Annotated in this window: 30 protein-coding genes; 26 read left to right on the top strand and 4 right to left on the bottom strand. The window is 63.1% G+C overall.

Features of this window, described 5'->3' with window-relative positions:
* The first annotated feature begins 19 nt into the window (after positions 1 to 19).
* The 6 genes from EN781_RS00140 (at position 20) to EN781_RS34035 (ending at position 2,719) form a co-directional block, all read left to right on the top strand.
* Positions 20 to 307: a hypothetical protein gene (locus tag EN781_RS00140; protein ID WP_127399579.1), complete on the top strand. Its 288-nt coding sequence runs from the start codon at positions 20 to 22 to the stop codon at positions 305 to 307.
* A gap of 52 nt (positions 308 to 359) precedes the next feature.
* Entirely contained in the window at positions 360 to 734 is a 375-nt protein-coding gene (locus EN781_RS00135; RefSeq protein WP_127399578.1) for an HK97-gp10 family putative phage morphogenesis protein, read from the top strand.
* The gene (locus EN781_RS00130) at positions 731 to 1,174 is read left to right on the top strand and encodes a hypothetical protein (protein WP_127399577.1); all 444 of its coding nucleotides are present in this window, start codon (positions 731 to 733) and stop codon (positions 1,172 to 1,174) included. The genes EN781_RS00135 and EN781_RS00130 overlap by 4 nt, the downstream gene beginning before the upstream one ends.
* Before the next feature lie 147 nt (positions 1,175 to 1,321).
* Positions 1,322 to 2,056, top strand: coding sequence for a hypothetical protein (locus EN781_RS00125; RefSeq protein WP_127399576.1), 735 nt, complete (start codon positions 1,322 to 1,324; stop codon positions 2,054 to 2,056).
* A gap of 61 nt (positions 2,057 to 2,117) precedes the next feature.
* A complete protein-coding gene (locus tag EN781_RS00120; protein WP_127399575.1) occupies positions 2,118 to 2,477 on the top strand; it encodes a hypothetical protein in 360 nt (119 codons plus the stop codon).
* Positions 2,478 to 2,548: 71 nt separating this feature from the next.
* Positions 2,549 to 2,719 carry a hypothetical protein gene (locus EN781_RS34035; RefSeq protein WP_189347207.1) on the top strand — a complete coding sequence of 57 codons (171 nt, stop codon included), beginning with the start codon at positions 2,549 to 2,551 and terminating at the stop codon, positions 2,717 to 2,719.
* A 1-nt stretch (position 2,720) separates the two neighbouring features.
* Here the strand turns inward: EN781_RS34035 and EN781_RS00115 are convergent, their stop codons facing one another.
* Entirely contained in the window at positions 2,721 to 3,008 is a 288-nt protein-coding gene (locus EN781_RS00115; protein ID WP_127399574.1) for a hypothetical protein, read from the bottom strand.
* A gap of 76 nt (positions 3,009 to 3,084) precedes the next feature.
* On the opposite strand from EN781_RS00115, the gene EN781_RS00110 reads away from it, so the two are divergent.
* From EN781_RS00110 to EN781_RS00075, 8 genes are all read left to right on the top strand, one after another.
* Positions 3,085 to 6,348 (top strand): hypothetical protein, encoded by a 3,264-nt coding sequence (locus EN781_RS00110; protein WP_127399573.1) that lies wholly within the window; start codon positions 3,085 to 3,087, stop codon positions 6,346 to 6,348.
* Positions 6,338 to 6,943 carry a DUF2460 domain-containing protein gene (locus EN781_RS00105; protein WP_127399572.1) on the top strand — a complete coding sequence of 202 codons (606 nt, stop codon included), beginning with the start codon at positions 6,338 to 6,340 and terminating at the stop codon, positions 6,941 to 6,943. Before EN781_RS00110 ends, EN781_RS00105 begins: the two co-directional genes overlap by 11 nt.
* Positions 6,940 to 7,782, top strand: a complete 843-nt coding sequence (locus EN781_RS00100; RefSeq protein ID WP_127399571.1) for a DUF2163 domain-containing protein — start codon at positions 6,940 to 6,942, stop codon at positions 7,780 to 7,782. The genes EN781_RS00105 and EN781_RS00100 overlap by 4 nt, the downstream gene beginning before the upstream one ends.
* A 3-nt stretch (positions 7,783 to 7,785) precedes the next feature.
* Entirely contained in the window at positions 7,786 to 11,232 is a 3,447-nt protein-coding gene (locus EN781_RS00095; protein WP_127399570.1) for a phage tail protein, read from the top strand.
* An 8-nt stretch (positions 11,233 to 11,240) separates the two neighbouring features.
* The gene (locus EN781_RS00090) at positions 11,241 to 11,702 is read left to right on the top strand and encodes a hypothetical protein (protein WP_127399569.1); all 462 of its coding nucleotides are present in this window, start codon (positions 11,241 to 11,243) and stop codon (positions 11,700 to 11,702) included.
* The gene (locus EN781_RS00085) at positions 11,699 to 12,385 is read left to right on the top strand and encodes a hypothetical protein (protein WP_127399568.1); all 687 of its coding nucleotides are present in this window, start codon (positions 11,699 to 11,701) and stop codon (positions 12,383 to 12,385) included. The genes EN781_RS00090 and EN781_RS00085 overlap by 4 nt, the downstream gene beginning before the upstream one ends.
* A 147-nt stretch (positions 12,386 to 12,532) precedes the next feature.
* Positions 12,533 to 13,246, top strand: coding sequence for a hypothetical protein (locus tag EN781_RS00080; RefSeq protein WP_127399567.1), 714 nt, complete (start codon positions 12,533 to 12,535; stop codon positions 13,244 to 13,246).
* Complete coding sequence (locus EN781_RS00075; RefSeq protein ID WP_127399566.1) at positions 13,246 to 14,538, top strand: hypothetical protein; 1,293 nt, start codon at positions 13,246 to 13,248, stop codon at positions 14,536 to 14,538. Before EN781_RS00080 ends, EN781_RS00075 begins: the two co-directional genes overlap by 1 nt.
* Positions 14,539 to 14,782: 244 nt before the next feature.
* Here the strand turns inward: EN781_RS00075 and EN781_RS00070 are convergent, their stop codons facing one another.
* Positions 14,783 to 15,880: a phosphatase PAP2 family protein gene (locus EN781_RS00070; protein ID WP_127399565.1), complete on the bottom strand. Its 1,098-nt coding sequence runs from the start codon at positions 15,878 to 15,880 to the stop codon at positions 14,783 to 14,785.
* Between the two features lie 230 nt (positions 15,881 to 16,110).
* Here EN781_RS00070 and EN781_RS00065 point away from each other — a divergent pair, with 230 nt between their 5' ends.
* The 12 genes from EN781_RS00065 to EN781_RS00015 all read left to right on the top strand — a co-directional run bounded on the left by EN781_RS00065 (position 16,111) and on the right by EN781_RS00015 (position 21,120).
* Entirely contained in the window at positions 16,111 to 16,371 is a 261-nt protein-coding gene (locus EN781_RS00065) for a hypothetical protein (protein ID WP_127399564.1), read from the top strand.
* The gene (locus tag EN781_RS00060; protein WP_127399563.1) at positions 16,358 to 16,999 is read left to right on the top strand and encodes a lysozyme; all 642 of its coding nucleotides are present in this window, start codon (positions 16,358 to 16,360) and stop codon (positions 16,997 to 16,999) included. Before EN781_RS00065 ends, EN781_RS00060 begins: the two co-directional genes overlap by 14 nt.
* A gap of 97 nt (positions 17,000 to 17,096) precedes the next feature.
* Positions 17,097 to 17,753: a hypothetical protein gene (locus EN781_RS00055; RefSeq protein WP_127399562.1), complete on the top strand. Its 657-nt coding sequence runs from the start codon at positions 17,097 to 17,099 to the stop codon at positions 17,751 to 17,753.
* A gap of 51 nt (positions 17,754 to 17,804) precedes the next feature.
* Entirely contained in the window at positions 17,805 to 18,029 is a 225-nt protein-coding gene (locus tag EN781_RS00050; RefSeq protein WP_127399561.1) for a hypothetical protein, read from the top strand.
* 56 nt (positions 18,030 to 18,085) lie between these two features.
* Positions 18,086 to 18,325 carry a hypothetical protein gene (locus EN781_RS00045; RefSeq protein ID WP_127399560.1) on the top strand — a complete coding sequence of 80 codons (240 nt, stop codon included), beginning with the start codon at positions 18,086 to 18,088 and terminating at the stop codon, positions 18,323 to 18,325.
* Positions 18,325 to 18,459 carry a hypothetical protein gene (locus tag EN781_RS35735; RefSeq protein WP_281034348.1) on the top strand — a complete coding sequence of 45 codons (135 nt, stop codon included), beginning with the start codon at positions 18,325 to 18,327 and terminating at the stop codon, positions 18,457 to 18,459. The genes EN781_RS00045 and EN781_RS35735 overlap by 1 nt, the downstream gene beginning before the upstream one ends.
* A complete protein-coding gene (locus EN781_RS00040; RefSeq protein WP_145965427.1) occupies positions 18,456 to 18,980 on the top strand; it encodes a hypothetical protein in 525 nt (174 codons plus the stop codon). Before EN781_RS35735 ends, EN781_RS00040 begins: the two co-directional genes overlap by 4 nt.
* The gene (locus tag EN781_RS00035) at positions 18,964 to 19,161 is read left to right on the top strand and encodes a hypothetical protein (RefSeq protein WP_189347205.1); all 198 of its coding nucleotides are present in this window, start codon (positions 18,964 to 18,966) and stop codon (positions 19,159 to 19,161) included. Before EN781_RS00040 ends, EN781_RS00035 begins: the two co-directional genes overlap by 17 nt.
* Positions 19,158 to 19,445, top strand: a complete 288-nt coding sequence (locus EN781_RS00030; protein ID WP_127399557.1) for a hypothetical protein — start codon at positions 19,158 to 19,160, stop codon at positions 19,443 to 19,445. Before EN781_RS00035 ends, EN781_RS00030 begins: the two co-directional genes overlap by 4 nt.
* A 41-nt stretch (positions 19,446 to 19,486) precedes the next feature.
* Positions 19,487 to 19,834 (top strand): hypothetical protein, encoded by a 348-nt coding sequence (locus EN781_RS00025; RefSeq protein WP_245492512.1) that lies wholly within the window; start codon positions 19,487 to 19,489, stop codon positions 19,832 to 19,834.
* Between the two features lie 121 nt (positions 19,835 to 19,955).
* Positions 19,956 to 20,840, top strand: coding sequence for an RNA ligase family protein (locus EN781_RS00020; RefSeq protein ID WP_245492511.1), 885 nt, complete (start codon positions 19,956 to 19,958; stop codon positions 20,838 to 20,840).
* Positions 20,824 to 21,120: a hypothetical protein gene (locus EN781_RS00015; protein WP_127399555.1), complete on the top strand. Its 297-nt coding sequence runs from the start codon at positions 20,824 to 20,826 to the stop codon at positions 21,118 to 21,120. Before EN781_RS00020 ends, EN781_RS00015 begins: the two co-directional genes overlap by 17 nt.
* A 4-nt stretch (positions 21,121 to 21,124) precedes the next feature.
* Here EN781_RS00015 and EN781_RS00010 read toward each other — a convergent pair whose 3' ends face one another.
* On the bottom strand, positions 21,125 to 21,451 hold the full coding sequence (locus tag EN781_RS00010) for a hypothetical protein (RefSeq protein ID WP_127399554.1): 327 nt from the start codon (positions 21,449 to 21,451) through the stop codon (positions 21,125 to 21,127).
* Positions 21,452 to 21,622: 171 nt separating this feature from the next.
* Positions 21,623 to 21,889, bottom strand: coding sequence for a hypothetical protein (locus tag EN781_RS00005; protein ID WP_127399553.1), 267 nt, complete (start codon positions 21,887 to 21,889; stop codon positions 21,623 to 21,625).
* Positions 21,890 to 22,121 lie beyond the last annotated feature (232 nt).

The following is a 22,121-nucleotide window of genomic DNA, read 5'->3' as shown; positions in this document are numbered from 1 at the left end:
TTGTGGATAAGTGGCGGGTATGAAGAAGACCCCGCCGCGCCACTTTCATGTTCGTTTGCCGGAAGACCTGTTCGCTGACATCGTTGAAGGCATGCGTCGCAAGGGCGGCAAGAGCCTGAATCGGGAAATCGTTGAACGCTTGAGTGAGACGAACGCGGACGACGCTGCCAGCCGCATCGCCGAGGCATTGCGGCCGCTTCTCGGTACGCTCGACGAGGCGGAGAGCGAGAAGGTCGCAGGCCTCATCGGCGAGGTGGCGCAAGTCCTCACCAAAAGCCGGACGCGAAAGCGAAGTCGGCCGAAATAGTCCCTACAGACCGGAGACTGCCTTGAGCGTCCAATGGAACGGAGCGGCCGTGATGGCCAAGGTCCGTCAGGCGGCGCTGCAGGCCGTGGTGCGCGCCACCGAGAGCGTGGTCGAGGAAGGCACCAGCCTGATCCTCGACACGCCGAAGTCGGGCAAGATCTATGAGCGCCGCGGCATCAAGCACCAGGCCTCGGCGCCGGGCGAACCGCCGGCGAGCGACACCGGCCGCCTCGTCCAGTCCGGCCACGCTGAGTACGACACCAAGGCGATCAGCGGTACCGCCGTCTGGTCGGCCGCGCATGCCGAAGCGCTCGAGCACGGCACGCAGAACATGGAGCCGCGTCCCTTCGCCCGCCAGGCGCTCGCCAACAAGCAGGACGAGATCAACAAGGACTTCGCCGAGGAAATCGCGGCGGTGCTGAAATGAGCGCGCCCTCGCTCGACGGGCTCTTGCCTGGCCTGCGCGCCGCCATCATCGCCAACACTGCCATTGCCAATCTGCACGGCCTGTTCAACGGCGAGCCGTCGGTGCATACGCGGCGGCCGATTCCGGCGGATGCGGTGGCGCCCTCTACAGTCATCGGGCCGATCGCCGCGCTGCTCGACGGCGACGGCCTCAGCGACTACCGCCCGACCGTCTCGATCGACATCTCGACCTATGGCGAACAGTCCAAGGACCTGCGCACCGTCGACAGCATCGCGGAGAAAATCCGCCTGCTGTTCCACCGCCAGCCGCAAGCGCTCACGGTCAACCTTTACAAGGTCGTGATGATCCGCGCCCGCGGACCGGTGCCCGCGCCCGTCGATGACGACACCGATGTCGGCCGCCGCGTCACGCTGACGATCGACCTGTTCGCCCAACCGTAGAGAAACCGGCCCAGCAAGCCGGCTCGGCCCGTCGTGAGACGCGCCAGTCCCAGCGTCACCGCGCCGTGAGGCGTCAGACCAGAAGGAAGCCTCTGGCTCAACCCCCGACCGCTGTGAAGCGGCCGATCCCAACGAAGGAGACCGACCTTGTCCATTTTCGCCACAGCCGGTGCAAAATTCTACCTGGGCACTACCGCCAGCATCGATTTCACCTCCTACGCAACCGCGCTCGCCGCATTCCAGGCCGACACCTACACCCAAGTCAAGCCGATGGAGACGGTCGGCGATTTCGGCGATACTGCCACGGACGTCAAGTTCCTCGGCCTCGACGATTCCCGCGCGCAGCACCTCAAAGGTTCGAACGATGCCGGCGTCCAGCAGCTCATCGCCGGCTTCGACGCTACCGATCCCGGCCAGATCGCGGTGAAGGCGGCAAAAGCGTCGCCGCAGGACTTCAATGCCAAGGTGGTGTTCAACGACGCACCGGTGGCGCGTTCCGCGACCTTCACCGTCACCATCGCCGCGCCCGGCGTCTTCACTGCCACGGGCCACGGCCTCGAAGTGGGCGACGTGATCCAGCTTTCGACCACCGGCGCGCTGCCGACCGGTCTGGCCGCTGCGACCGACTACTACGTCAAGACTGTCCCCACGTCGGACACCTTCACGCTGTCGGCGACATCTGGCGGCTCGGCGATCACCACCACGGGCACCCAGAGCGGCACCCATACCTTCACGACCGTTCCCTCGGGCACGGTTGCCTACTACCGCGGCAAGGTCATGGCCTTCAAGCGCGTGATGGGCACCGGCCCGGACAACGTGATCAAGCTGCAGTTCGATTTCGGCATCAACTCCGACATCATCGAAGTCCCGGCGGCTGAGTAAGCCGCTTCCCTCGGGGCCGCCACGAGTGCGGCGGCCCTTTTCCTCAAGCGTAAGGTGAACCATGTCTCTCGCAGACCTCAAGAAAGCCCGCGTTGCCGTCGAGATCGACGGCGTGGATTATGAACTCATTCCTTCCCCGGACGCGATCATCACGCTGTCCGGCAAATATGACGGCCTCGCGCCGCTGATTGGCGCCATTCAGAGGCTCAACGTCAAGGCGATGGGTGACACCGTGGTCGCAGGGCTTGGCTTGGAAGGCAAGGCCGCCCGCGAGATGATGATGTCGGTGGCGTGCACGCCTCTGCTCGAGCTTCTGCCACAGCTTTCGACGTTCGCCTCGATCCTCACCAATGGCGGGCGACCGCTGACACAGGCGGCGGATGACAAGGACGATCAGGAGGGCGACAAAGGCCCTTTGTAACTCTTGAGGAATACGCGGAGGGTCTCGTACGCGTCGCCATGGGACGGTTGCTCTGGTCCTTCGACAAGGCCATGAAAACCGATTGCCTCGCCATCCTGATGGCGATCGATAGTCAGGCAGATTTCCTCAGGGGCCTTTTTGGACGCAGCGACGCGCCGGCGCCGAAGCCGGCGGAGCTGCCGAAATTCACGCCGGCCGTGCTCTTTTCGATGGCGCCAAGGCGCGTTCTGCGGCCGCCATGAATTAGAGGAAGCCATTCCCCTTACAGACCGCGATCATCTTGCGGGCGAAAGCGATGGTTTCTTCGTTCCAGCCGAGATCGACGGCGTTCTCCAGGTTTCGCTTGGCCTTCTTGCAGGTCGCGGTCGCCGCTTCGACATCGCCAGATTTCGCATTGAGAAATTCGAACACCGCGGCTTGGTGCTCGGCCGCGTCACGGCTCTCTCGCCAGACCGACCAGATGTAGATGCCGCCTGCGGCGCAGACTACCAGGCAGGCCAGCGCGACCAGTCCTTTCAGCCAATTGTCCATTGGCGTCCCTCCCGTCCCTTCGATCCTCAGAAGCTAATCCAGGCGCTCGCTTGGTGGCAATTAAGGAAATTCGCTCGTGGAAGTAGCCGGTACCGTTACGATCCAGATCGGCGGCAATATCGCGCCGTTCGAGCAGGCTCTTGCCAAGGCCAACCAACTCGCCGCGACGTTCGACGCCCAGATCAGCCAGAAGCTCTCCGGTGCTGGTGTCTCGGAAAGCCTGGCGAAGATCGCGGCCAGCGTTGACCAGACCAATGCGCTTCTCGCCAGGATGTCGGGCTCCAGCACGCAGGCCACGGCGGCGTTGGGCAAAGTCACCACGTCGTCCCAGCAGGCATCGGCCGCCATTTCACAGGCGGGTTCGGCGGCCGCCGCCGCTACCGCCGAGATCAATCGCATCGGAACGACTGGCGCGACCGCGGGGCTCGGCGCCGCCACGGTTAGCGCGAAAGAGTTTGCCGCAGCGCTTGAGGCCGCCGGCGGCGATCTGAAAAAGGTCAATGTGACGCTGGAAGAGCAGTCGCAGGAGGTGAAGGCAGTCACCGACGCGCTGCGCGGCTATTCGCAGGCCCAGATCGATGCCTTCCGCTCGCAGCAGCAAGGCGAGAACTTCAATCGCGACCTGACCGAACGCATCGGCATCATCGACACGGCCACGAAATCGGCCCGGGAGTCGGCAGCCGTGTTCCAGGCCCTCGGCGTCACCGAGACGGAAGTTGCCCTCGGCGCGCGGAGCATGGCCACCGAATTCACTCACGGCGCTTCTGCTGCGCGCCTTTCAGGCGCTCAAATCGCCGAGCTTGGCCACATCGCCCGGTCCACCGCTGGAACATTGCTCGCTGGCGGCAGCGCCATGCAGGCGCTTGGCTATGAGGCCAATCGCATCGCATCAGTGCTCACGATCGGGCAGGGCGGCGTCGGCGGCACGCTCAAGGCCCTGGGTGACATGGCCGGCGCCACGTTCGGCAGACTGACGTCGTTGGCGACAAGCACTCCTGGCCTGATCGCGACCGCCGGCATCGGTGCGATCGCGGCGGTCAGCGCCTACGTCATCTCCGCACGCAACGATATCAAGAGCGTCGACGAGGTGCTGAAGGAGCACAAGGCGCTGATCGATGAGGTTGCGGGAGCTTATCCGGAGGCGGCGAAGGCCGCTGCGTCTTACGCCGAAGCGGCCAAGCGGATCCCGAAATCGGTCGCCACGGCCGACATCGTCGAGCAGGCCAAGGAGAACAAGAAGACCCTGGACGACACGATGGGCTATCTCTCGACTCGGCTGACGATGCTCAGCCAGGAATGGGGCCTTGTCGGTACCGCCGGCACCAAGGCCTTTGCTGATCTGGCGGAGATTGCCAAGTCAGGCGCCGCGGACGCCGCCGATCAGCTCGAAAGCGCGCTCGGTCGGCTGCGCATCGATCCGGCCTTGAACGAGAATGCGCATCAATTCGCGAAGGAGCTTCAATCCGACGCGACCGCGGCCGCAAAGCTTCAGGATGCGCTGAAGGAGAAGAACGCGATTAAGGACATAGTCGCCGACGGGAAAAGGGCGTCGCAGTCGCTCTATGATGTCTCGAAGGGCTTCAAGGACATTGGTTCGAGCGCAGGCGGCGCCGACGCTACCATCGCCAAGCTCTTCGGCACGCTGAATTCCGGTGCGACGGACCGCTTCGGCGTCCTGCGATCGGCGGGCAACATCGGCGGCCAGTTCGCGAGCAGCGTTCAGACGACGCTCGGCGCTTTCCAGCAGGTCAACGATGCCGTCCAACTGGCGCGCCAGTCCCAACTCCAGAGCTATCTCGAACTCGGTAGCCAGCTTCGCTCGACGAAGCAGGATATCGACACGGTCAAACAGGCCATCGCGACGTCCGCCGGCAGGGACAACATCGACGCCTATTTCGGCGACATCTCGAACATCAAGGGAGCGCAGCAGGCGATCTCCGACGCCACGTCCACGGTGCATAAGCTGTTCGATGCGCTCAAGACTGGCAACGCCAGCGTCAGCGGCGTCTACCAGTCCCTCGACATGGTGCGCCAGTCGCTCATCGGGGCAGGCCTTGGCGCCGACCAGGTCAACAAGTTCGTCGACTCGCTCGTCCGCGCCTATCAGCAGATGAACGCGGATTCGAGCGCAGCGAGGCAGCTCAACGCCGCCATCCAGGCGATCAAGAACCGCACCGTTACCATCACTGTGGTGACCCGCAAGGTCGGCACTGGCACGCAGACGACCTATGATGTGCCGAACAGCAATGGGGGCACCAGCGGCGTCGGCGTGACGCGCTACGGGGGGGCAGATGGGGAGTCTTCCGGACCTTCGCTCTCGTCCTATTCCGTGCCGACGGAAGGCGGAAGCTATGGCAGTCAGGGAGGTAGTGGAGGCAGCGGTTCGAGCACCGTCAACGTCACCCGGTTCGGCGGCGCGCGCGCTGCCGGCGGCCCGGTGGACGCGCAAACGCCCTATTGGGTAGGCGAGCATGGGCCGGAGCTAGTCGTGCCCAAGGGCGCCGGCACAGTCATCCCGAACGCGCAGTCGGTCATGTTTCATCAGGCTCTCGCCGATGCACAATCCGGCTTCACCGGCCGCGAGCCGACCCGAGAGGATGACCGCCTTTGGACCGTGTTGATGAATGTCGAGGCCAACACGCGCAAGACGGCGCAGATCCTCGACGATATCAAGACGGCCACGGCCAGCAGCGCGTCGGCGCTCAGCGGCGGCTCATCCTCTGGCGGGTCATCGACCGGGACGGGCACCACGCGCGATCCGCAGTATCAGCAATACCTCGACGTGCTGAAGCAGGTGCGGGCCAACTTCCAGGCCGCTGGCGTGCTCTCCGGCCAGCCGATCGGATACGGCCTTGGCAGGAGCGCGTCGCCGCAGCAGATCGCCCACAACATCGTCTACGGCGGCGCGTCGCCGCTCGGGGCGGCGGGCTCGACTTCCTACGAGAGGGATTCGGCGGCGGCCTATAGCGAGGGTATTCGCAGCGTCTTCCGCGGCGTGAATAATCTGGTCGACGCCAATGGCCAGCCCGTCAAAACCTACCCCGGATTCGACACCGGCGGCATGATCGGCGGCGGTCCGGGCGACACCCAAAAAGTCGAGTTCTTCAAGAACCCGAACGAGCGCGTCATCATCGCACGGCCGGATCAGTTCCAGGACGTGCGCCAGCAGCCCGCAGCGAACCAGAATAGCGCCAGCAGCGCCACCGACCGGCCCATCAACATCTCCATGCCGATATACATCCAGGGCGGCGCGCAAGTGAGCAAGGACAGCATCGCTGAGATGAAACGGCAGGCGACGATGGCGGTTCGCGAGGCGATCAGAGGCATCAATGGTCGATAACCTGATCATGCCCGAAAGGGTCTCGCAGGGCTTCAAGGGCGGCCCGACCTTTTCGACGGATAAGTCGACCCAGGTCAACATGCAGACCCGGCGCCTGATGAACGTATCGATCGCCAGGCACGTCTACACCTGGTCGATGCAGGACGCGCCGGCCGACCTGGTCAAGGCACTGCGCGCCTTCTTCTACGATCGCCGCGGCGATTTCAAAGTCTTCCTGATGAAGGACTGGACCAACTTCCAGTTGGTCGACGAGCAGATCGCGCTTGGTGATGGGTCGACCGTCGCCTTCCAGATCACCAAGACCGAGACGGCAGGCGTCAATCCCTATGTGCGCGTCATCCGCCACATCAAGGCAGGCACTCTGGTGGTCAAGGTCGACGGCGTCACCAAGACGCTGACGACCGACTACACCGTGAATTCGACGGGCCTGATCACCTTCGTCTCGGCACCGGCACTGGATGCCGTCATCACCGTGACGGCCGATTTCTATGTGCCGGTGGCCTTCGAGGGCGACGTCTTCGAGGCAAGCGTGCCCTATCAGTCGCTGGACATCATGAGCGTCGATGGCCTGCAGGCCAAAGAGGACATTCCGTGAGGGACTGGTCGCCGACGCTCATCGCCAACCTCGCCTCGCTGCAGGTCACGCGCTGCTTCCTGATCGAGATGGTGAACCCGATCGCGCTCTGTGGCACGGTGCGGTTGACGGATTTCGACCAGGATCGTGTCGTGGGCGGCAACACCTTCCTGAAATCGCCGGGCTTCAACGTCACCAAGTTCACGGTCTCGAATGGCGGCCGGCCGGCTGGGCTCGACATCGATCTGCCGTTCGATAGCGTCGGGCCTGTCTATGCCGACCACGTCAAGCGCGGCGCCTGGCGCGGCGTTCCCGTGACGGTATGGCTGGCCGACTTCACCAATCCGTCGGATCGCGAAATCGTGCTCTCCGGCTTTGTCGGCGAAACCGAGTTTACCGATCGGCTTGCCGGCTCGTTCAAGCTCATCACAAAGGCCGATGCCCTAGCCGATATCATTCTCTTCACCGTCCAGCCGAAGTGTTCCTTTCGGTTTGGCAGTTCGCAGTGCGGCGTCGATCTCACGCCCCTCACGCTCCCCGCCACTGTCGCGACGGTCACAAACAATGGGAAGTTCACCATCACCGTGACCAATCCGAGCGGCCTCAATTTCACGCACGGTAAGGTGGTCTTCACTGGTGGAGATAACGCCGGATGGAGCGACAACGCGCGCCGCTGGGTTTCCGGCACATCGCTTGTGGAATTGGTGTTGCCAGCCCCCTTTGATGTCCAGGTGGGTGACACGATTAACATCAGCGCTGGCTGCGACCTCTCTCGGAGCGGGTCGTTCGGCTGCAAGCATTACAACAACGTCAACCGCTACCCCGGCTTCGATTTCACGCCGGGCGAATTGCTGAGCTAGCAAATGGCCTATGTTCTTGGCGCCCGGCCGACCATCCACCTCGGCCCGACCCAGCAGGACAATACCAAGCAGCCCGAGGACGTATCGGCTACGCCGACCTTCTCGGTCTCCAAGGTCTTGGGCCGGTCGATCCCGATCGTTATCGGCACCGGCAAGGTCGATGGTATCCCGGTAGTCGGCGGCGCCGTCACCAGCCAGGTGATCAGCGGATACACCCAGCAGCAGCTCACGACACTGCAGAACCTCGGGGATTTCCCGCCCGGCACGAAGTGGCTCAACAACGACCCGTTCAGCCGCACCGTCGAGGTTCCGCAATATGGTTCGCAGCAGGCGGCCATGCTGGGCTATCTCTTGGCCTACGACCCGTTCGGCGACGGCTACAAGTTGGTGCGCCTCGAGGTCAACGGTGACGTCGTCTATGACGCGGAGAATGGCATCGGCGCATCGACAGCCTTTCGCTTCGATGGCGGCACGCAAACCGCTCCGGACGCCATCACCCAAACCAACATCGGCACCGATGCCGGCGCCTGGCAAAACTTCGCCATAGTCTACCTGTCTGGCTATCAGGCCGACAGCGCGCCAACCGTCAAGGCGGTGATCTCCAATGCCGCGACCGATGGCGGTGGCACGCATGAGATCGCCTGGACCGGAACGACGCCGGTCATTTACACGGAGAACTCGGCGGGTCGAGCGGCGGCCTATGACCCGACGCAGGACGTCATCTATCAATTGCTGGGGCAGAACGAGATTCCTGGCACTCCGCAAATCTATCTCGCGGTCCTCGACGCGCAGACCTACACCGAGCGCTATCGCGTTCCGCTTCAAGGCTCGGAAAATTATGTCGACGACGCCTACTGGCTCATGGCGATCCGAGGATCAGGGTTCGTCTTGGCGCGTTTTGCCAGCACGAGCTGGCCAGAAGTCGACATCGTCTATGACGTCGCCACCGGCAAAATCGTTTCCTCGCATGAGGAGAGCGGCGAAATCTTCGACTGGAAGATCGGTTTTCCGTTCGGCGAAAAGTACATCATCACGGGCTTCGATTTCGGGGCCGGATCGGGCCTGCCTTATGCCCTGATCGACATTCTCGGCAACGTCACGATTGGCCGGGTCACGGGCGCAGGAAGCGGCAGCCTTGTCTATGGTCGAGTGTCATCTGGAACCGTTTCCTTCTTCATCGACGCATCTGGTAGCGTAAAAGAAGCGACTTTCGATGGCGATGCCTGGACGACGGCCACGGTCTACACATCGGCCGGCGTGACGACCGGGAGCTGGTACGATCCGCAGACCGGCTATCTCGTCGTCTTCGAAACTGTGTCGGGCGCCTATTACGTCCGCTATGTCGACCCGAACACGGGATCCGTAGCGGACAGCATTACGGTAGATCGGACGTACTTCATCACCATGGGCACCCTCGTGACCGGCCGAGAGCGTTACTGGCCGCGCCCCGGCTATGTGATGATGACCGAAGGTGTCGACGACGACGGCAAGGTCTATCTGCTCGATGTTGGCGCCAAGACCATCTCGATCTTTGCCTCGCATACCGGCATCACCAACCTGGAATTCACCAGCGGCATCTTCGACCAGAACAAGAGCGCCTATTTCGAAGCGTTCGGCGATGATCACTGGGTCGAGCATCAGCTTCCCAATGTGAAACCCGGCCTTGTCAGCCTGACGTCGCTGCTCACAAAGATCATGTTCCTCGCCGGCTACGGGCCGAGCGAGTTGACCTTCGACGGCTTGGGCGGGATCGCGGCCTATGGGTTTGTCATCGGCAGCGACACCAACGTCCGGACGGTGCTGCAGTCGCCGTCGGAAATCTACGGCTTCACCTATGCCGACACCGGCGACGGCTTCTATTTCAAGAAGCCGGGGCAAGACACGTCCTTCGCGCTCGATCTGGCGCTGACGACGGCCGAACTGGTCTTCCAGGACAATGATGCCTCGGTCAAGAGCGTCGACGACGCCGAGATCCGCAGCGTGTCGCGCGTCGAGGTGGAATATGTCTCCCGCGACCAGGGCTATGAATCACGCCCGGCTTCCTTCACCATGCCGGCGACCAGCAACTCGATCCGGGTCGAGAAATACTCCACACCCTTGGTGATGTCGGACGCCGACGCGCAAAAATTCGTCACCGAGAAGTATTTCGAGCTCCAGGCCAAGCGGCGCTCGCATTCCTTCTCGCTCACCGGCGAGGTCCGGCTGCTGCCGGGCGACGTCGTTTCCGTGCCTAGCGGGACGATCACCTATACTGTCCAGGTCGATACCGTGGCGCTCGGCCGCAACATCGTTGCCGACATCGCATGCACCGAATTCCAGACCTCAGTGTCGACCACGATCACCCCGGTCACGAACCAGAGCCTTGGCAATCAACTGCCCGTTACGCTGGCGACGCAGTATATCCACCTCGACGTGCCGCTCTACCGCTACGCCGATGATCTGGCCGGGGCAGGGCTTAGGCAATACGGCATCCTCGCCTCGCGCGGCCAGCAGGGCTGGGGAGGAGGTGCTCTCTATCGCGGCGATGTCGCCTCGGCCTTGTCGCTTCTGCTCACCCAGGCGCCGCACAAGGGCGTCGTGGGAACATGCGTCATCGCGCTTGGCAACCCGCTCGATCCGTTCGGCACCGACGACACCTCGACCGTCACCATCCGGCGCACGGCCGGCGATGTGGCGCTGCTCGTCGACGCGACAGAGGACCAGGTGCTTGCCGGGGCGAACTTCGCCTATATCGGCGCGCAGGGGCGTTGGGAGGCGGTCGGCTATAAGACGGTAGTTGCCAACGCCGACGGCAGCTACACGCTCTCCGGCTTCTCCCGCCGCGGCTACAGGGGCACGGAAGTGTTCTGCGACACCCACGCCATCGGCGACCAGTTTGTCATGGTCGATGCGGCCTGGCTGAAATCGGTCAATCATCCCGTCTCGGACCTTGGCCTGTCGAAATTCTACAAGGCGATCGGCCTGACGCAGGATCCGTCGACTGGCATCGTCACCCAGAAGCAGATCATCGGCGCGGCCGAGACGCCTTACGCCTGCGTCAATCTCGACGCAGTGGCGGGTTCGCCCGACGGCATCGACATCTCGTGGGACTATCGCTCCCGGCTGACCGATGGGCTCAATCCGGCGAACTTCGGCGAGGCGGCACTGTCCTTCGAGATCGATATCTACGACGGCGTGACCTACAAGCGCACCCTGACGGCCACCGCCAATTCCGTCCACTATGCCAGCGCCGACGTGATCTCGGACCTCGGTTCCGATCCGCCAGCGGAAATCACCTTCGACGTCTTCATGATGAGCGCGCTCGATATCCTGGTGCCGAACCAGACGCGCGTCGGCGCGGGCCGGGGCTACCGAGCGCGCGGCCATATCGTGCTCGCGCCCGGCTCCATGACTGCCGACAATACGCACATCACCGCCGACAGCACCGCCTTCACGGCCGACGCAGCTTAGGACCATCCATGACAAAACAGGTCATCAACATCGGTTCGGTCGCCAACGACGGAACCGGCGATCCTCTGCGCACTGCGTTCAGCAAGGCGAAATCGAACTTCGACGAGCTCTACGCCAATTGGGAAATGACGGTCGCCGCCTCGGACGAGACGACGGCGCTGACGACCGGCACCAAGGTCACGTTCCGCATGCCGCGGGCGATCACGCTGACTGCGGTGCGGGCCTCGCTGACGACGGCCCAGGCCTCCGGCTCGATCTTCACCGTCGACATCAAGAAGAACGGCACGACGGTTCTCTCGACCCTGCTGACGATCGACAACACAGAGAAAACCTCCGTCACTGCCGCCACGGCCGCAGTGATCTCGGTCTCGTCCCTCGCCGATGATGACGAGATCACCATCGTCATCACCCAGATTGGTGACGGCACCGCCAAGGGCCTCAAGGTGACGTTCTACGGCTCGCGCGCATGAGCATGCTGCTCAACCCCTATGCCTTCGCCACAGGTGGCGGGGGAGGCGGCACGCTGCCGCCTGGTGCCACCTCATTCCTCGATTTCGTCAACGGCTTCTATTATGCCGGCGGATCCTGGCAGTCCGTTTCGGCCATGCTTGGCGGCGGATTCGATCCGAGCGCGATTTCCGGGTCGGGGATGTATATCGATTTCAGCAACGCCAACCGGCCGACCGTCATCGGCGTGCTTCTCACCCAGTTGCTGGCGGGGCTCGCGGCCGGAGTGACGCTGCTCTTCGAGGTGTCGACGGCTTCCTCGCTCGGCGGCTTCCTGATCTTCATCAGCGACACCGGCAACCTCGACACCGCCGGTGACGGCATCATCGTCAGCGTCGATGGCGCGATATCCGATTTCATTGCCCTTGGGCTGTATATCGGCACGCCGGTCTCCGGCAGCGGTGTCCACAAAATAGCCATCACCCTCAACCGCGACATCGGCGGCGGCGATTATGAATATGCCTGGTCGAATGACGGCGACGCCGCCGAAACCCAGAGCGTCTCCTATGCCGCGCCGATCATGAGCGATGTCACCATCGGCCACGACGGCGCCGGCAACGGCAACACGCTGTTCCAGACCTACATCCGCTCGATCACGATCTACCCGGCCATGGATCCAGCCGATCTGCCGGCGCTCACCGCCTGATCACAACTCCCGAAAAGGAAAACACCATGCCTGGCATCGCCTTGGCCCTCGGCCTTGGCCTGGGGAAAGCCGCGAGCGGTTCCACAGGACCACGAACAGCCGGCCAGCCCATCGGCCTCCTCCTCACTCTGACGAAGGCTTCCTGACATGAGCGACACCGCTGTCCAGATCACCCAAGGCACCGGCACCAACATCGATACGCGCACCGAATCCACCAATGGCAATCACCGCCAGGTGGTCGTTCTGGGTGATCCGGCGACCAATGCCGGTGTCGCTCCGGTGGACGCTACGGCCGGCCTCAAAGTCGACCTCGGCGCCGACAACGATGTCGGTCTGAATGCCGGCACCAATCTGATCGGCAAGGTCAAGACCAAGTTCATCGAAGCGGTCGCCGCGACGATGACGCGGCCGAACGATACTAGCGCCTACGCTGCCAATGACGCCATCGCCAACAGCACGACGGCTGGATCGGTGACGCCGTTCTCATTCACGATGTCCGACGTCAACGACGATCTGGTCACCATCGAGCGGCTGCGACTGATCACGACCGACACCGGTGTCGCCGGCAAGGCGCTGCGCATGTGGCTGTTCCGGGCCTCGCCGACAGTCGGTGCCGGCGACAATGCCGCCTTCTCCAATCCGCGCGCCACCTTTATCGGCTCGCTGTCCGGCACGATGCGCACCTTCAGCGACGGTAGCGGCGGCATCTTCGTTCCCGACGAGGGCGCGCGCATCATCACGCTGCCGACCTCCGGCGGCAAGACCGTGTTCGGCCTGTTGCAGACGCTGGAGGCGATCGCCTCGCCGCTGGCGCAGTCGACGTGGATCGCCACGCTCGAAGGCTTTCAAGGTTCAGCCTGATGACCGCCGCGCCCTATCTTCTCGGTCGCAAGGGGCCTGGCGCCGCCGTGATTGTCGGTGGCGGCTCCGGCGACAGCGATGGCGGCTTCGTCGAGCCGCCGGTTGTCACCGTCACTGCCGCCGGCGACGTCACGGTCAAGGGCAAGACCAAGGCGGGATCGTTCGGCAAGTTCGTCTATCCGCTCGCCACCATCGCGGCCGGCCGGCAATACACCTTCCGCTACACGCCGCAATTCTCGCAGCTCGCCCAGCAGGGCAAGCTCGCCATGGTCGGTTTCGGCCTCAAGAGCAACAATGATTTCCACATCGTCGGCCTGCGCGGCGACGGCTCAACCGGGCTCAACAAATACAAGGTCTATGGCACGCCGCCGAACGGCTGGAATGCCCAGACCGGCCATACCACCAGCGATGGCGGCGCCGCCGCCCACGGCACTCAGGGTGGGCCGAACTGGATCCGGCTCGTCGTCTCGGCCGACGGCACGACCTACAAGTTCCAGACCAGCGCCGACGGCTCGACCTGGAGCGACGAATATGCCGGTGCCGTGCCGTCGCCGTTCTCCAACGTCTCCGGCGTCGCCACCTTCGGCATCGCGCTGTGGTTCAACAATGCCGACGCCGGGCCGTTCTCGATCCTGATCGACCAGTTCGCCGACGAGGTGGCGATTGTTCCGGTGTCTGTCGCCGCAGTCAGCACCTACACGGCGCCGGAGCAGGCGGGATCGACGATCACCGGTGCCGGCATGTCGTTCGGTGCGACGGCTGCTGACCGGCTGCTCTATATCTCGGTCGCCTACGACCACTTCAGCAACACCAGGACGCTGGACAGCGTGACCGTCGGCGGTGCCGTTGCGACTCGCCTGGTCAGGGCGCAAGGCTTGGCAGCAGTTCGCAACGCCGAGATCTGGGTCGTCGACGCCGGCTCCGGGTCTTCGATCGCCAGCGCGACCTCCGGCAACGTCGTGCTGACATTCAGCAGCAACGGACTGGCTGGCACCATCACCGTCTACCGTGCCACCGGTGCCTCGCAGACCGCATCCTCGACGGCGACCGGAACCACCAGCGCGACGATAACGATCCCGCCGGGAGGCGAAGCCCTGTTCGCGTTCTGCAACAATGGCAGCGGCACCGGCTCGCTGAGCAATATCACAGAGGACTACAACTCGAATTCCAGCACCGACATGCGCGGCATTCATGGCTCGAAGGCGTCGACGCCCGGGGAATCGGTGACATCGACATTTTCGGGAACCGCGTCGGGCTCTCAGATGGCCGCAGTCGCGATCCAGCCGGCATAACTTCAACTTCCACGATAACGTAAAGGATCTGCCGTGCCCGTGTTTGGTGCGGCCTCTGCGGCTGCCTTGTCGAAATGCCATCCGAAGCTTCAGCTGATCGCCAACGCGGCGATCAAGGTCATCGACTTCCGCATCCTCGATTCGACGCGCGGCCGGGACGCGCAGGAGCGCGCCTTGCCACTGGCAAGAGCAAGGCGCATTTCGGCCAGTCGGCGCACACTGGGCAATATGCGGTGCGGTGCAGCTATGGCCTCGGGTCTCTCTGCCACCAGGCTACAAGCGTCCAGGCGACGTCGAGCGCCGGCTTCGAGGCGATTGTCGCCGTATCGTTCCGATGATCACCGGGCGCGACGTAACGCCGCCGCGTCCAACGCCAGATCATCAAAACAGTGGCGATCGACACATAGCCGTCTATGGCATAGTGCCAGCCCGCATAGACTGACCCGAACAGGATCAGCCCGGCATAGAGCCAGGCGATGGAACCTACCCGGCGATTGAGACTCCAGAGGAACAGAGCGTTCAAGGTGACCATGGCGACATGGAAGCTCGGCATTGCTGAGATGCCGCTGCCGACGACAGTCTCATTGCTGGCGTAGGATGCATAGAGGTAGTCGGCGATCTGCAGCGTTTCTGGCCCTGAATCGCTGGTCTTCAGAGCGCTCATGAGATCGGCAAAACGATCGCCGCCGAACAGCCGATCATAAAAGATCGGGCCGGCTGAGGATCCAGCCAGACGGGCCACGACGCCGAGTAGGATGGCCGTGGACAGCAATGCCGTGAAATAGCGTAGTCTGGTCGCGGCATCCTCCATCCATGCGGCGAAAACGATGATGCCGGCGACAAGCGCGAGCCAGAGTTGCGAGTAGAGGAAGTAAAGCATCCGGTCGAAAAACCCGGGCAGCGGCAGCGCCCTTGTCCAGCGCCATGGATCGCCGAAGTGGATGGTGGCATCCAGCCTCGCGAACAGTGGATCGGCGAAGAAGCTGACCAAGCTGGAAAATTCGTGCTTATAGGTCGTGAACGCGCCGAGGCAGAGCGTGAAGACTCCGATCGTCGTCATGGCGCCAATGCCGCGCGATCTGATCTTGGCGCGGACGTAACCCAGCGGCGACCCTGGTTGCTGGATGATACCAGCGAAGGCCAAGCCAAGCAGCATCAGGATCGGCAAGAGAAGATAAAACATCAGCAGCCGAATGCCGCCGAACGATGCCGCGAATGAGGTCGGAAACAGTACCGCGGCGGTCCCGGCATAGACCGCGGCGACAACCACAAGCCCGACAGATGGCGTGAGCCGAGTCCGCCAAGCGGTCGGCTCAAGGACTATGTCAGGCGTCGTTTCCATTGTCGCACCGGCTTCTGCTTGATGATTGGAAGCGGAGGCGGCTCCCCGGTTAGTGCAGGCCGAGGCGGCTCAAGCACCAATCGTTCGATGATCGCTACCGCGCCAGCAGCAAGAGCCGCACAGAGCACTACGATCATCAGCTTCTTCAGAAAATCCAAAGGAAACACCCCGCTCCCGGCGGGGAGAATGCGGCGCCTCGCCGCAAAATGCAACTTCCGCGATCACGGGGCATGAAAATGCGACTCATTGACAATTGGAAAACCGTTTTGTGGCGCAGTTGGGCGGTATGGGCCGGTGTGCTCGCCGCGATTCTCAGCGGCGCGGCGACAAGCGTCTATTTCTACACCATCGCGCAGCCGTATCCGTCGAGGCAACTCATTGTCCTCAATGGAGTGCTGACGGCCGCTGCCGGCATAGCGGCAGCCATCGTGCCGTTGCTGCGAGTCACCCGCCAGAAGAACATCTCAGGAGATCCCGATGCCAATCGGTAGAATTATCGCCACGCCGCGTGGCAAGGCCGCCGCCGCCGGCGCGGCGCTGTTCGCGGCCGCGAGCGGTTGGACCGCCTTCATCGCAAGCCAGCCAGACCCCAGGGTTGCTGCGATCCATGAGGCCATCGCCAAGGGCTACACGCCACCGGCGGTGCGCCTTGCCGTCGACAAGCTGATCAAGCCTTGGGAAGGGCTCCGGCTCGTCGCCTACCAGGACAGCGTCAAGGTCTGGACGATCTGCTGGGGTGAGACGAAGGGCGTGAGGCCAGGCATGCGCGCGACGATCGAGGAGTGTGAAGCCAAGCTGATCTATCGTGTCACGCACGACTACTACCTGCCTCTCGTTGATGGGGTGAACGACTATTGGCAGGCGCCGATCACAGTGCAGGCCTCGATGCTCTCCGGCGCCTACAATTTCGGGGTCGGATCCAAGAAGCCGCGGCGCGGCCAGATCGGGTCGAGAGCTTCGGAGTTCATCACCAAGCACGAGTATCGCCATGCCTGCGAAGCCCAGACAGCGTGGAACAAGGCCGGCGGCGACGTGCTTCCCGGCCTGGTAAAGCGCCGCGAGATGGGCGACGCGCAGCGCCTTGGTGAGGCCGAACTCTGCGTCTCCGGGCTACCCTGATGGAGCCGATCGTCACCGAGATCATCCGCATGGTTCTCCCGTGGGCGGCCGGGACTGTGGCTTTCCTGATCGTCTTCGCCATCACGAGGCATTTCGCATGAGTGAGTACAAGATCCGGTGGCTTGAGCCCACCGACCGCGAACGCCAATGGCTTCGGCGGTACACGTCGAGCGACAAGCATAAATGCACGTCGACCGGCGGCTATTGCAATGCCATGTTCGAGCTCGGTGAGGCCGATATCCTTTACACCAAGGATGGCTATATCGACGGCGGTCGGGAAGACCGCAAGCCGCCGGAAAACGACCCGCGGTGGCCGACATCCTGCAGCGCCTGCGGACGGCCATTCAGTGCCGATGACCCGTTTCAGCTGTTCGGCCGGCAAGTTTATCTCTGCGAGGCAACTGGCGAGCGGACGACCCTCGACAAAGCTCCAGTGGGAAGCTGCTGGGACGCTTGGTGGATCTCAGGGGGTCGGAAGGACGGCCCAACTGGCTGCGCATATATGGTCGGTCCGGATCACCGGTCTCTGGTAGTGAAGCTGCCGGGCAACCACGACTGGCAGATCGATAGCCGCGCCAGCAACTGCACGATGCCCGACGACAACGACCATTTCTGCTGGGTGCGCCACGGGCGCCCCGAAGATGGAACGTTGCATGTCGACAAGAACGACCGAACCTGTGCGGCCGGCGCTGGATCAATCGCCGTCCCCGGCTTCCACGGCTTCCTGCATCACGGCGTGTTGCGGGATTGCTGATCCGATCCGCGCCAGGCGGATCCTGGCAACCCCACTCATGGAGATGAAGAGATGGGTATTCGTGCAAAAATGCGCTTGGAGAACGTGTTCGCTCAGGCTTGGGGCGGAGCGAAAGCGATCTTCCGATGTGAGTATGACCAGAAGGTCGCCGAGGATGTTTCTTTCCAGAAAGCGACCCCGTCCGGCCATGCGGAATTCCAGATCGACAACCCGAAAGCGGCCGAGCAACTCGTGATCGGCAAGAGCTACTACGTCGACTTCGCGCCCGTCGATTGATCAGCTTTGGCCCGTCACCACGGTGGCGGGCCTTTCCCATTGAAGGGCAAATCCCAATGAAGTTTCAAAACCCGGCCATGTTATCGCTTCGCGACAGGCCGCAGTCGCAGGAATTGCGCCCGTGCTTCTGCACCGGCCCGCGCAACGGCGATCCGGTCTGTCCGTGCCAGATGCAGCATCTCAGCCACCATGAGGCGGCAGATTTTGAACTCTGGCTGAAGCGGCGCCTCGCGCACCTGCCGAAGCCACGCGTTCGCGTCAAAGCGATCAGCCGCCGGGTCGAGGTTGCGGGCTGATGGGCGGCGGCGGCAACAATCCCGATTTCTGGGGCGAGATGATGTGGACGGCCGCCTGGATCATAGCGGCCTTCCTTGCGGTAGCAATCGCGGTCGGCGTGGCGCTGATCGGCCTTGGAGTAGGGTGGCAATGATGTCGCTCTTCGCTCCGGTGCTCGCGCCTCTGGCGCCCGCGCTCGTCATCCTCAATGCGGTCTGGCAGTTCGCCACCTCTCGCTTCGGCCTGCCGATCGCCGTCGCGGGCGCCATCATCCTGTTCTATGAGGGCCTGCCGCTCGGGCCGGTGCGCGATGTTCCCTACCTCGGGCCGGCGCTCTCCCGCTTTGTCGATGGCCGCGTCGATCGGGAATATGCCGCTGGCCAATTGAATGAGCGCCTGGTGTGGCAGGAAAAGCAGCGCCGCGCCGAGCTCGAACAGGCAGCGAAGCTCAAGACCAAGCAAGCCGACATCGATGCTGCGGCGCAACAACTCGCCGACAGCATGCGCAATGGCCGCGCCGACACGCTGCGCCTCGCCGATCTAGAAGACCGCATCCGGCAACAGAAGGACGAAGACAATGGGCCGAAACCGGCTGGTGACGCTGCTGGCGCTTGCCGGCCTCGGCATGGCATCCCTGCAAGGCTGTCAATCGGCATCGATGCCGTGGGCCGATAGCCTGAAGCCGCATGTCGATCCGAGCGTGATGGGCGAGTGCGGCACCGTCGTCGATGTGCCCCACCGCTTCGTTCCGGACGACGAGACGAGCCGCCTTTGGGCGCAGGATCGCGCCACGCTCGCGGACTGCGGGCGCCTCAACCACGCCAAGGGCACCACGATCAAGGCGCTGGTGAAATGAAGCGCGTCTGGGTCATCGCCGCCGCGCTGATCGTGCTCTGCCTCGCCATGATCTGGCGCCTCACGCCCGCGCATGCGCAAAGCTCCTGCGCGCCGCTCCAGGCCATGCTCGATCGCCTCGCCAAGGCCTATCACGAGTTCATCGTGATCCGGGGCACAACTGGCGACCAGCAGATGCTGTTCACGCTTTCACAGGCCGGCACCTATTCGGTGATCGTCTCCGACGGGCGCACCGCGTGCGTCGTCCTGGTCGGGGAAAAGGCCGAACTCGACAATGGCATCTAGAAAAAGCAGGGGCGGCACGGGGAGAAATGGCGGAAGAGAGCATGGATGTTCAGATTGTGCGCCTCGAGGAGAGGCTCAAATCGATCGAGGCGATGCTGGCGGCAATCGCCGAAGAACAGAAAGCAGCGGCGGAAGGGCGACGACGAGGGTATGAGGCCCAGGAACGCGCCGAGCGTGAGATGATCGGCATCAACTTCCGTCTAGGCGCCGTCGAGAAGAGCGTTGAGGCGATCCGACCGACGACGGTCGAACTGGAGCGAGTTCGCGACCGCGTCGTTTTCGCCGGCTCGCTCGGGCGCGTGCTTTGGAGCTTTGGCAAAGCGCTGATCTCCGCTGCGGCTGGTGCGGCCGCCGCCTATTACACGCTCACGGGCAAGCCGCCTCCCTGATCCTGCTTCACCATTCCAGTCTCCCTGTCGGCTTCGGCCGGCAGGGGTCTTTTTTGCGTTTCAGGCCTAACGATTTCGACATCTCGCGCGTTTAGATTGCTTCAGAGTTGAGGTGTTTTTGATGCGTAATCGAGTAAACCGCGACCGGCTGCGGTTCATCAAGCCGCAGGAGCCGGCGCAGGTGCTCGAGCCACCTGTCAGCGACGACTGGCTCCATGAGATCAAATACGATGGCTTCCGCACCCAACTGATCCTCGATTGGGCAGGCGCCCGGGCCTTCACCCGCACTGGCATTGACTGGTCGAAGCGCTACTGGCCGGTGATCGCTGCCGCGGAGAAACTGCCCGCGAAATCCTTCATCATCGATGGCGAGATGATCGCGCCGGATCCTGACGGTCGGCCGAATTTTCACGCCATGCACTCGCGCATGGCCTGGAACGCCGAGCAACTCGCCTTCGTCAGCTTCGATCTTCTGCACCTCGACGGCGAGGATCTGCGGGCCATGCCGCTCGTCGAGCGCAAGGCGAAGCTCTGGGACTTGGTGAAGCCGGCCGACGGCATCATCCAATTCAGCCAGCACGTCGAGGGCAACGGCGCCGAGTTCTTCGCGGCCGTTGACAAGATGGGCCTCGAAGGCATGGTGTCGAAGCGCAGGAATGCCCCCTATCACAGCGGCAAGGGCGAGTCCTGGGTGAAGGCGAAATGCTGGGACGTCGGAGATTTCGAGCTGCTGGGCATCAAGCGCGAGCCGGGCAAGCCGGCCGTGGCACTGGTGGCGCGCGAGGGCAAATACGCCGGCGGCGCGATGATCAACGCAAACCGCTCCATCAAGGAACGGTTATGGAAGCGGGTGCAGGAGGCGCGGGCGAAGCAGCCCGCCGGCGTGCCGAGCGCGGTAGTCGACGATGTCGAATGGGTAAAGCCTGGCATCACGGCGCGGGTGCGATATCTTCGGGGCGAGTCGAAGCTGAGGCACGCCACGGTCCAGGATGTCCGAGAAGGTTGAACGGGAGCGGATCAGGGGCGCGGCCTACCTTGCCGACTACCCGGCCGACAAGATCATCGTCGAGTGCGAGCAATGCGGCTGGCGCGCTCAGTTCGACAAGGCAGCCATGATCGAGGCAGGCGGTGATCGGCCGATGACGCATCTCCTCGACGACATCGCCAGGCGCAAGGGCTGCACGCGCGTCGCGCTCGACATGAACGACATCAAGAACCACTGCCGCGCGCGGTACGTCAACATCGATCCGAAGCCGTCGGACTATGCCAAGGCGAAGGGCGTCTGAAAAACTACCAGTCGCGCGCATGCCGAGCGGCTGGTTTTCTCGCTCTAGGCCGCCCTGGTGCTTCGCCACCCATGTCAGTGGCCACGTCAATCTGGAGCTGCTCCGTGATTGCGTCCCGCGCCAAATCGGCGAGTTCATCGGTGGCGCAGCGGATAAGGCCGGCCCCATCCTGGTGCTTGAACAGGCATATCGAAACCGCACCGCTGTCTTCATGCTCTCGCTCGATCGCCGCAGTCACGTGCCTGGAGCGCCAGGCGAGCCATGCAGGCAGTTTCGCCATGTCGTCGCGATCTTCGAGCCAGAAGATCCTCGCGCGGGCTTTACGGTTCATATTTCCGGCGCCTCCCACTAGCGGTCATAGCGCAAAGTCGATTTCAGGGTAAGGCCGGAGGTCCGATGGCATCCACTCGCCTCGGGGACGGGGCAAGGACGCGCGAGGAGGCCTTCGCCGGCAGTGGGTGAAGGCCGAGGGTGCAGAACACGCTCCTGCGCCCCATTCCGGTCATAGCCGGGTGTACCCTTCCTCGAACGCCTTCGACGGCGACCATGACGCATAGCCGCCATCATAGACGACATAGTAGCCAAGATCGTCGTCGATGGGCTTGAAGCGGCGCTCCCAATCGCGCGTCACCTCGAACGGGGCGTAACCCTCATCGGCGGGAGCTACCAGCATCGCCCCATTTTCTTCGTTGATCACGAAGGTTGCGATTTTCAACGCATGCACGATCTTGTGGCACTGGTAGCGGGGCATCTCACGATCAGTCGTCATTATTGCCTCCAAAATGGCACCGATATGGTTACAAAAGCGGTGTAGCTCTCGTCAAGATGGTGTGGACTGATTGCGGTTCCGTGGGTGCGCGGTGCCAACATGGTTGCAAAGCGTGACGCTGGAACATTCTGCCCCGTCAGATCGGAACGCCTTGCAATTCAAGGCGTTCACGGCTATTGAGGCCCGCGTCGCTGCGGTAGCTCAGTGGTAGAGCACTCCCTTGGTAAGGGAG

The organism is Mesorhizobium sp. M4A.F.Ca.ET.090.04.2.1, assembly GCF_003999085.1.
Lineage (GTDB): Bacteria > Pseudomonadota > Alphaproteobacteria > Rhizobiales > Rhizobiaceae > Mesorhizobium.
This window is presented reverse-complemented; position numbering and strand designations above follow the sequence as displayed.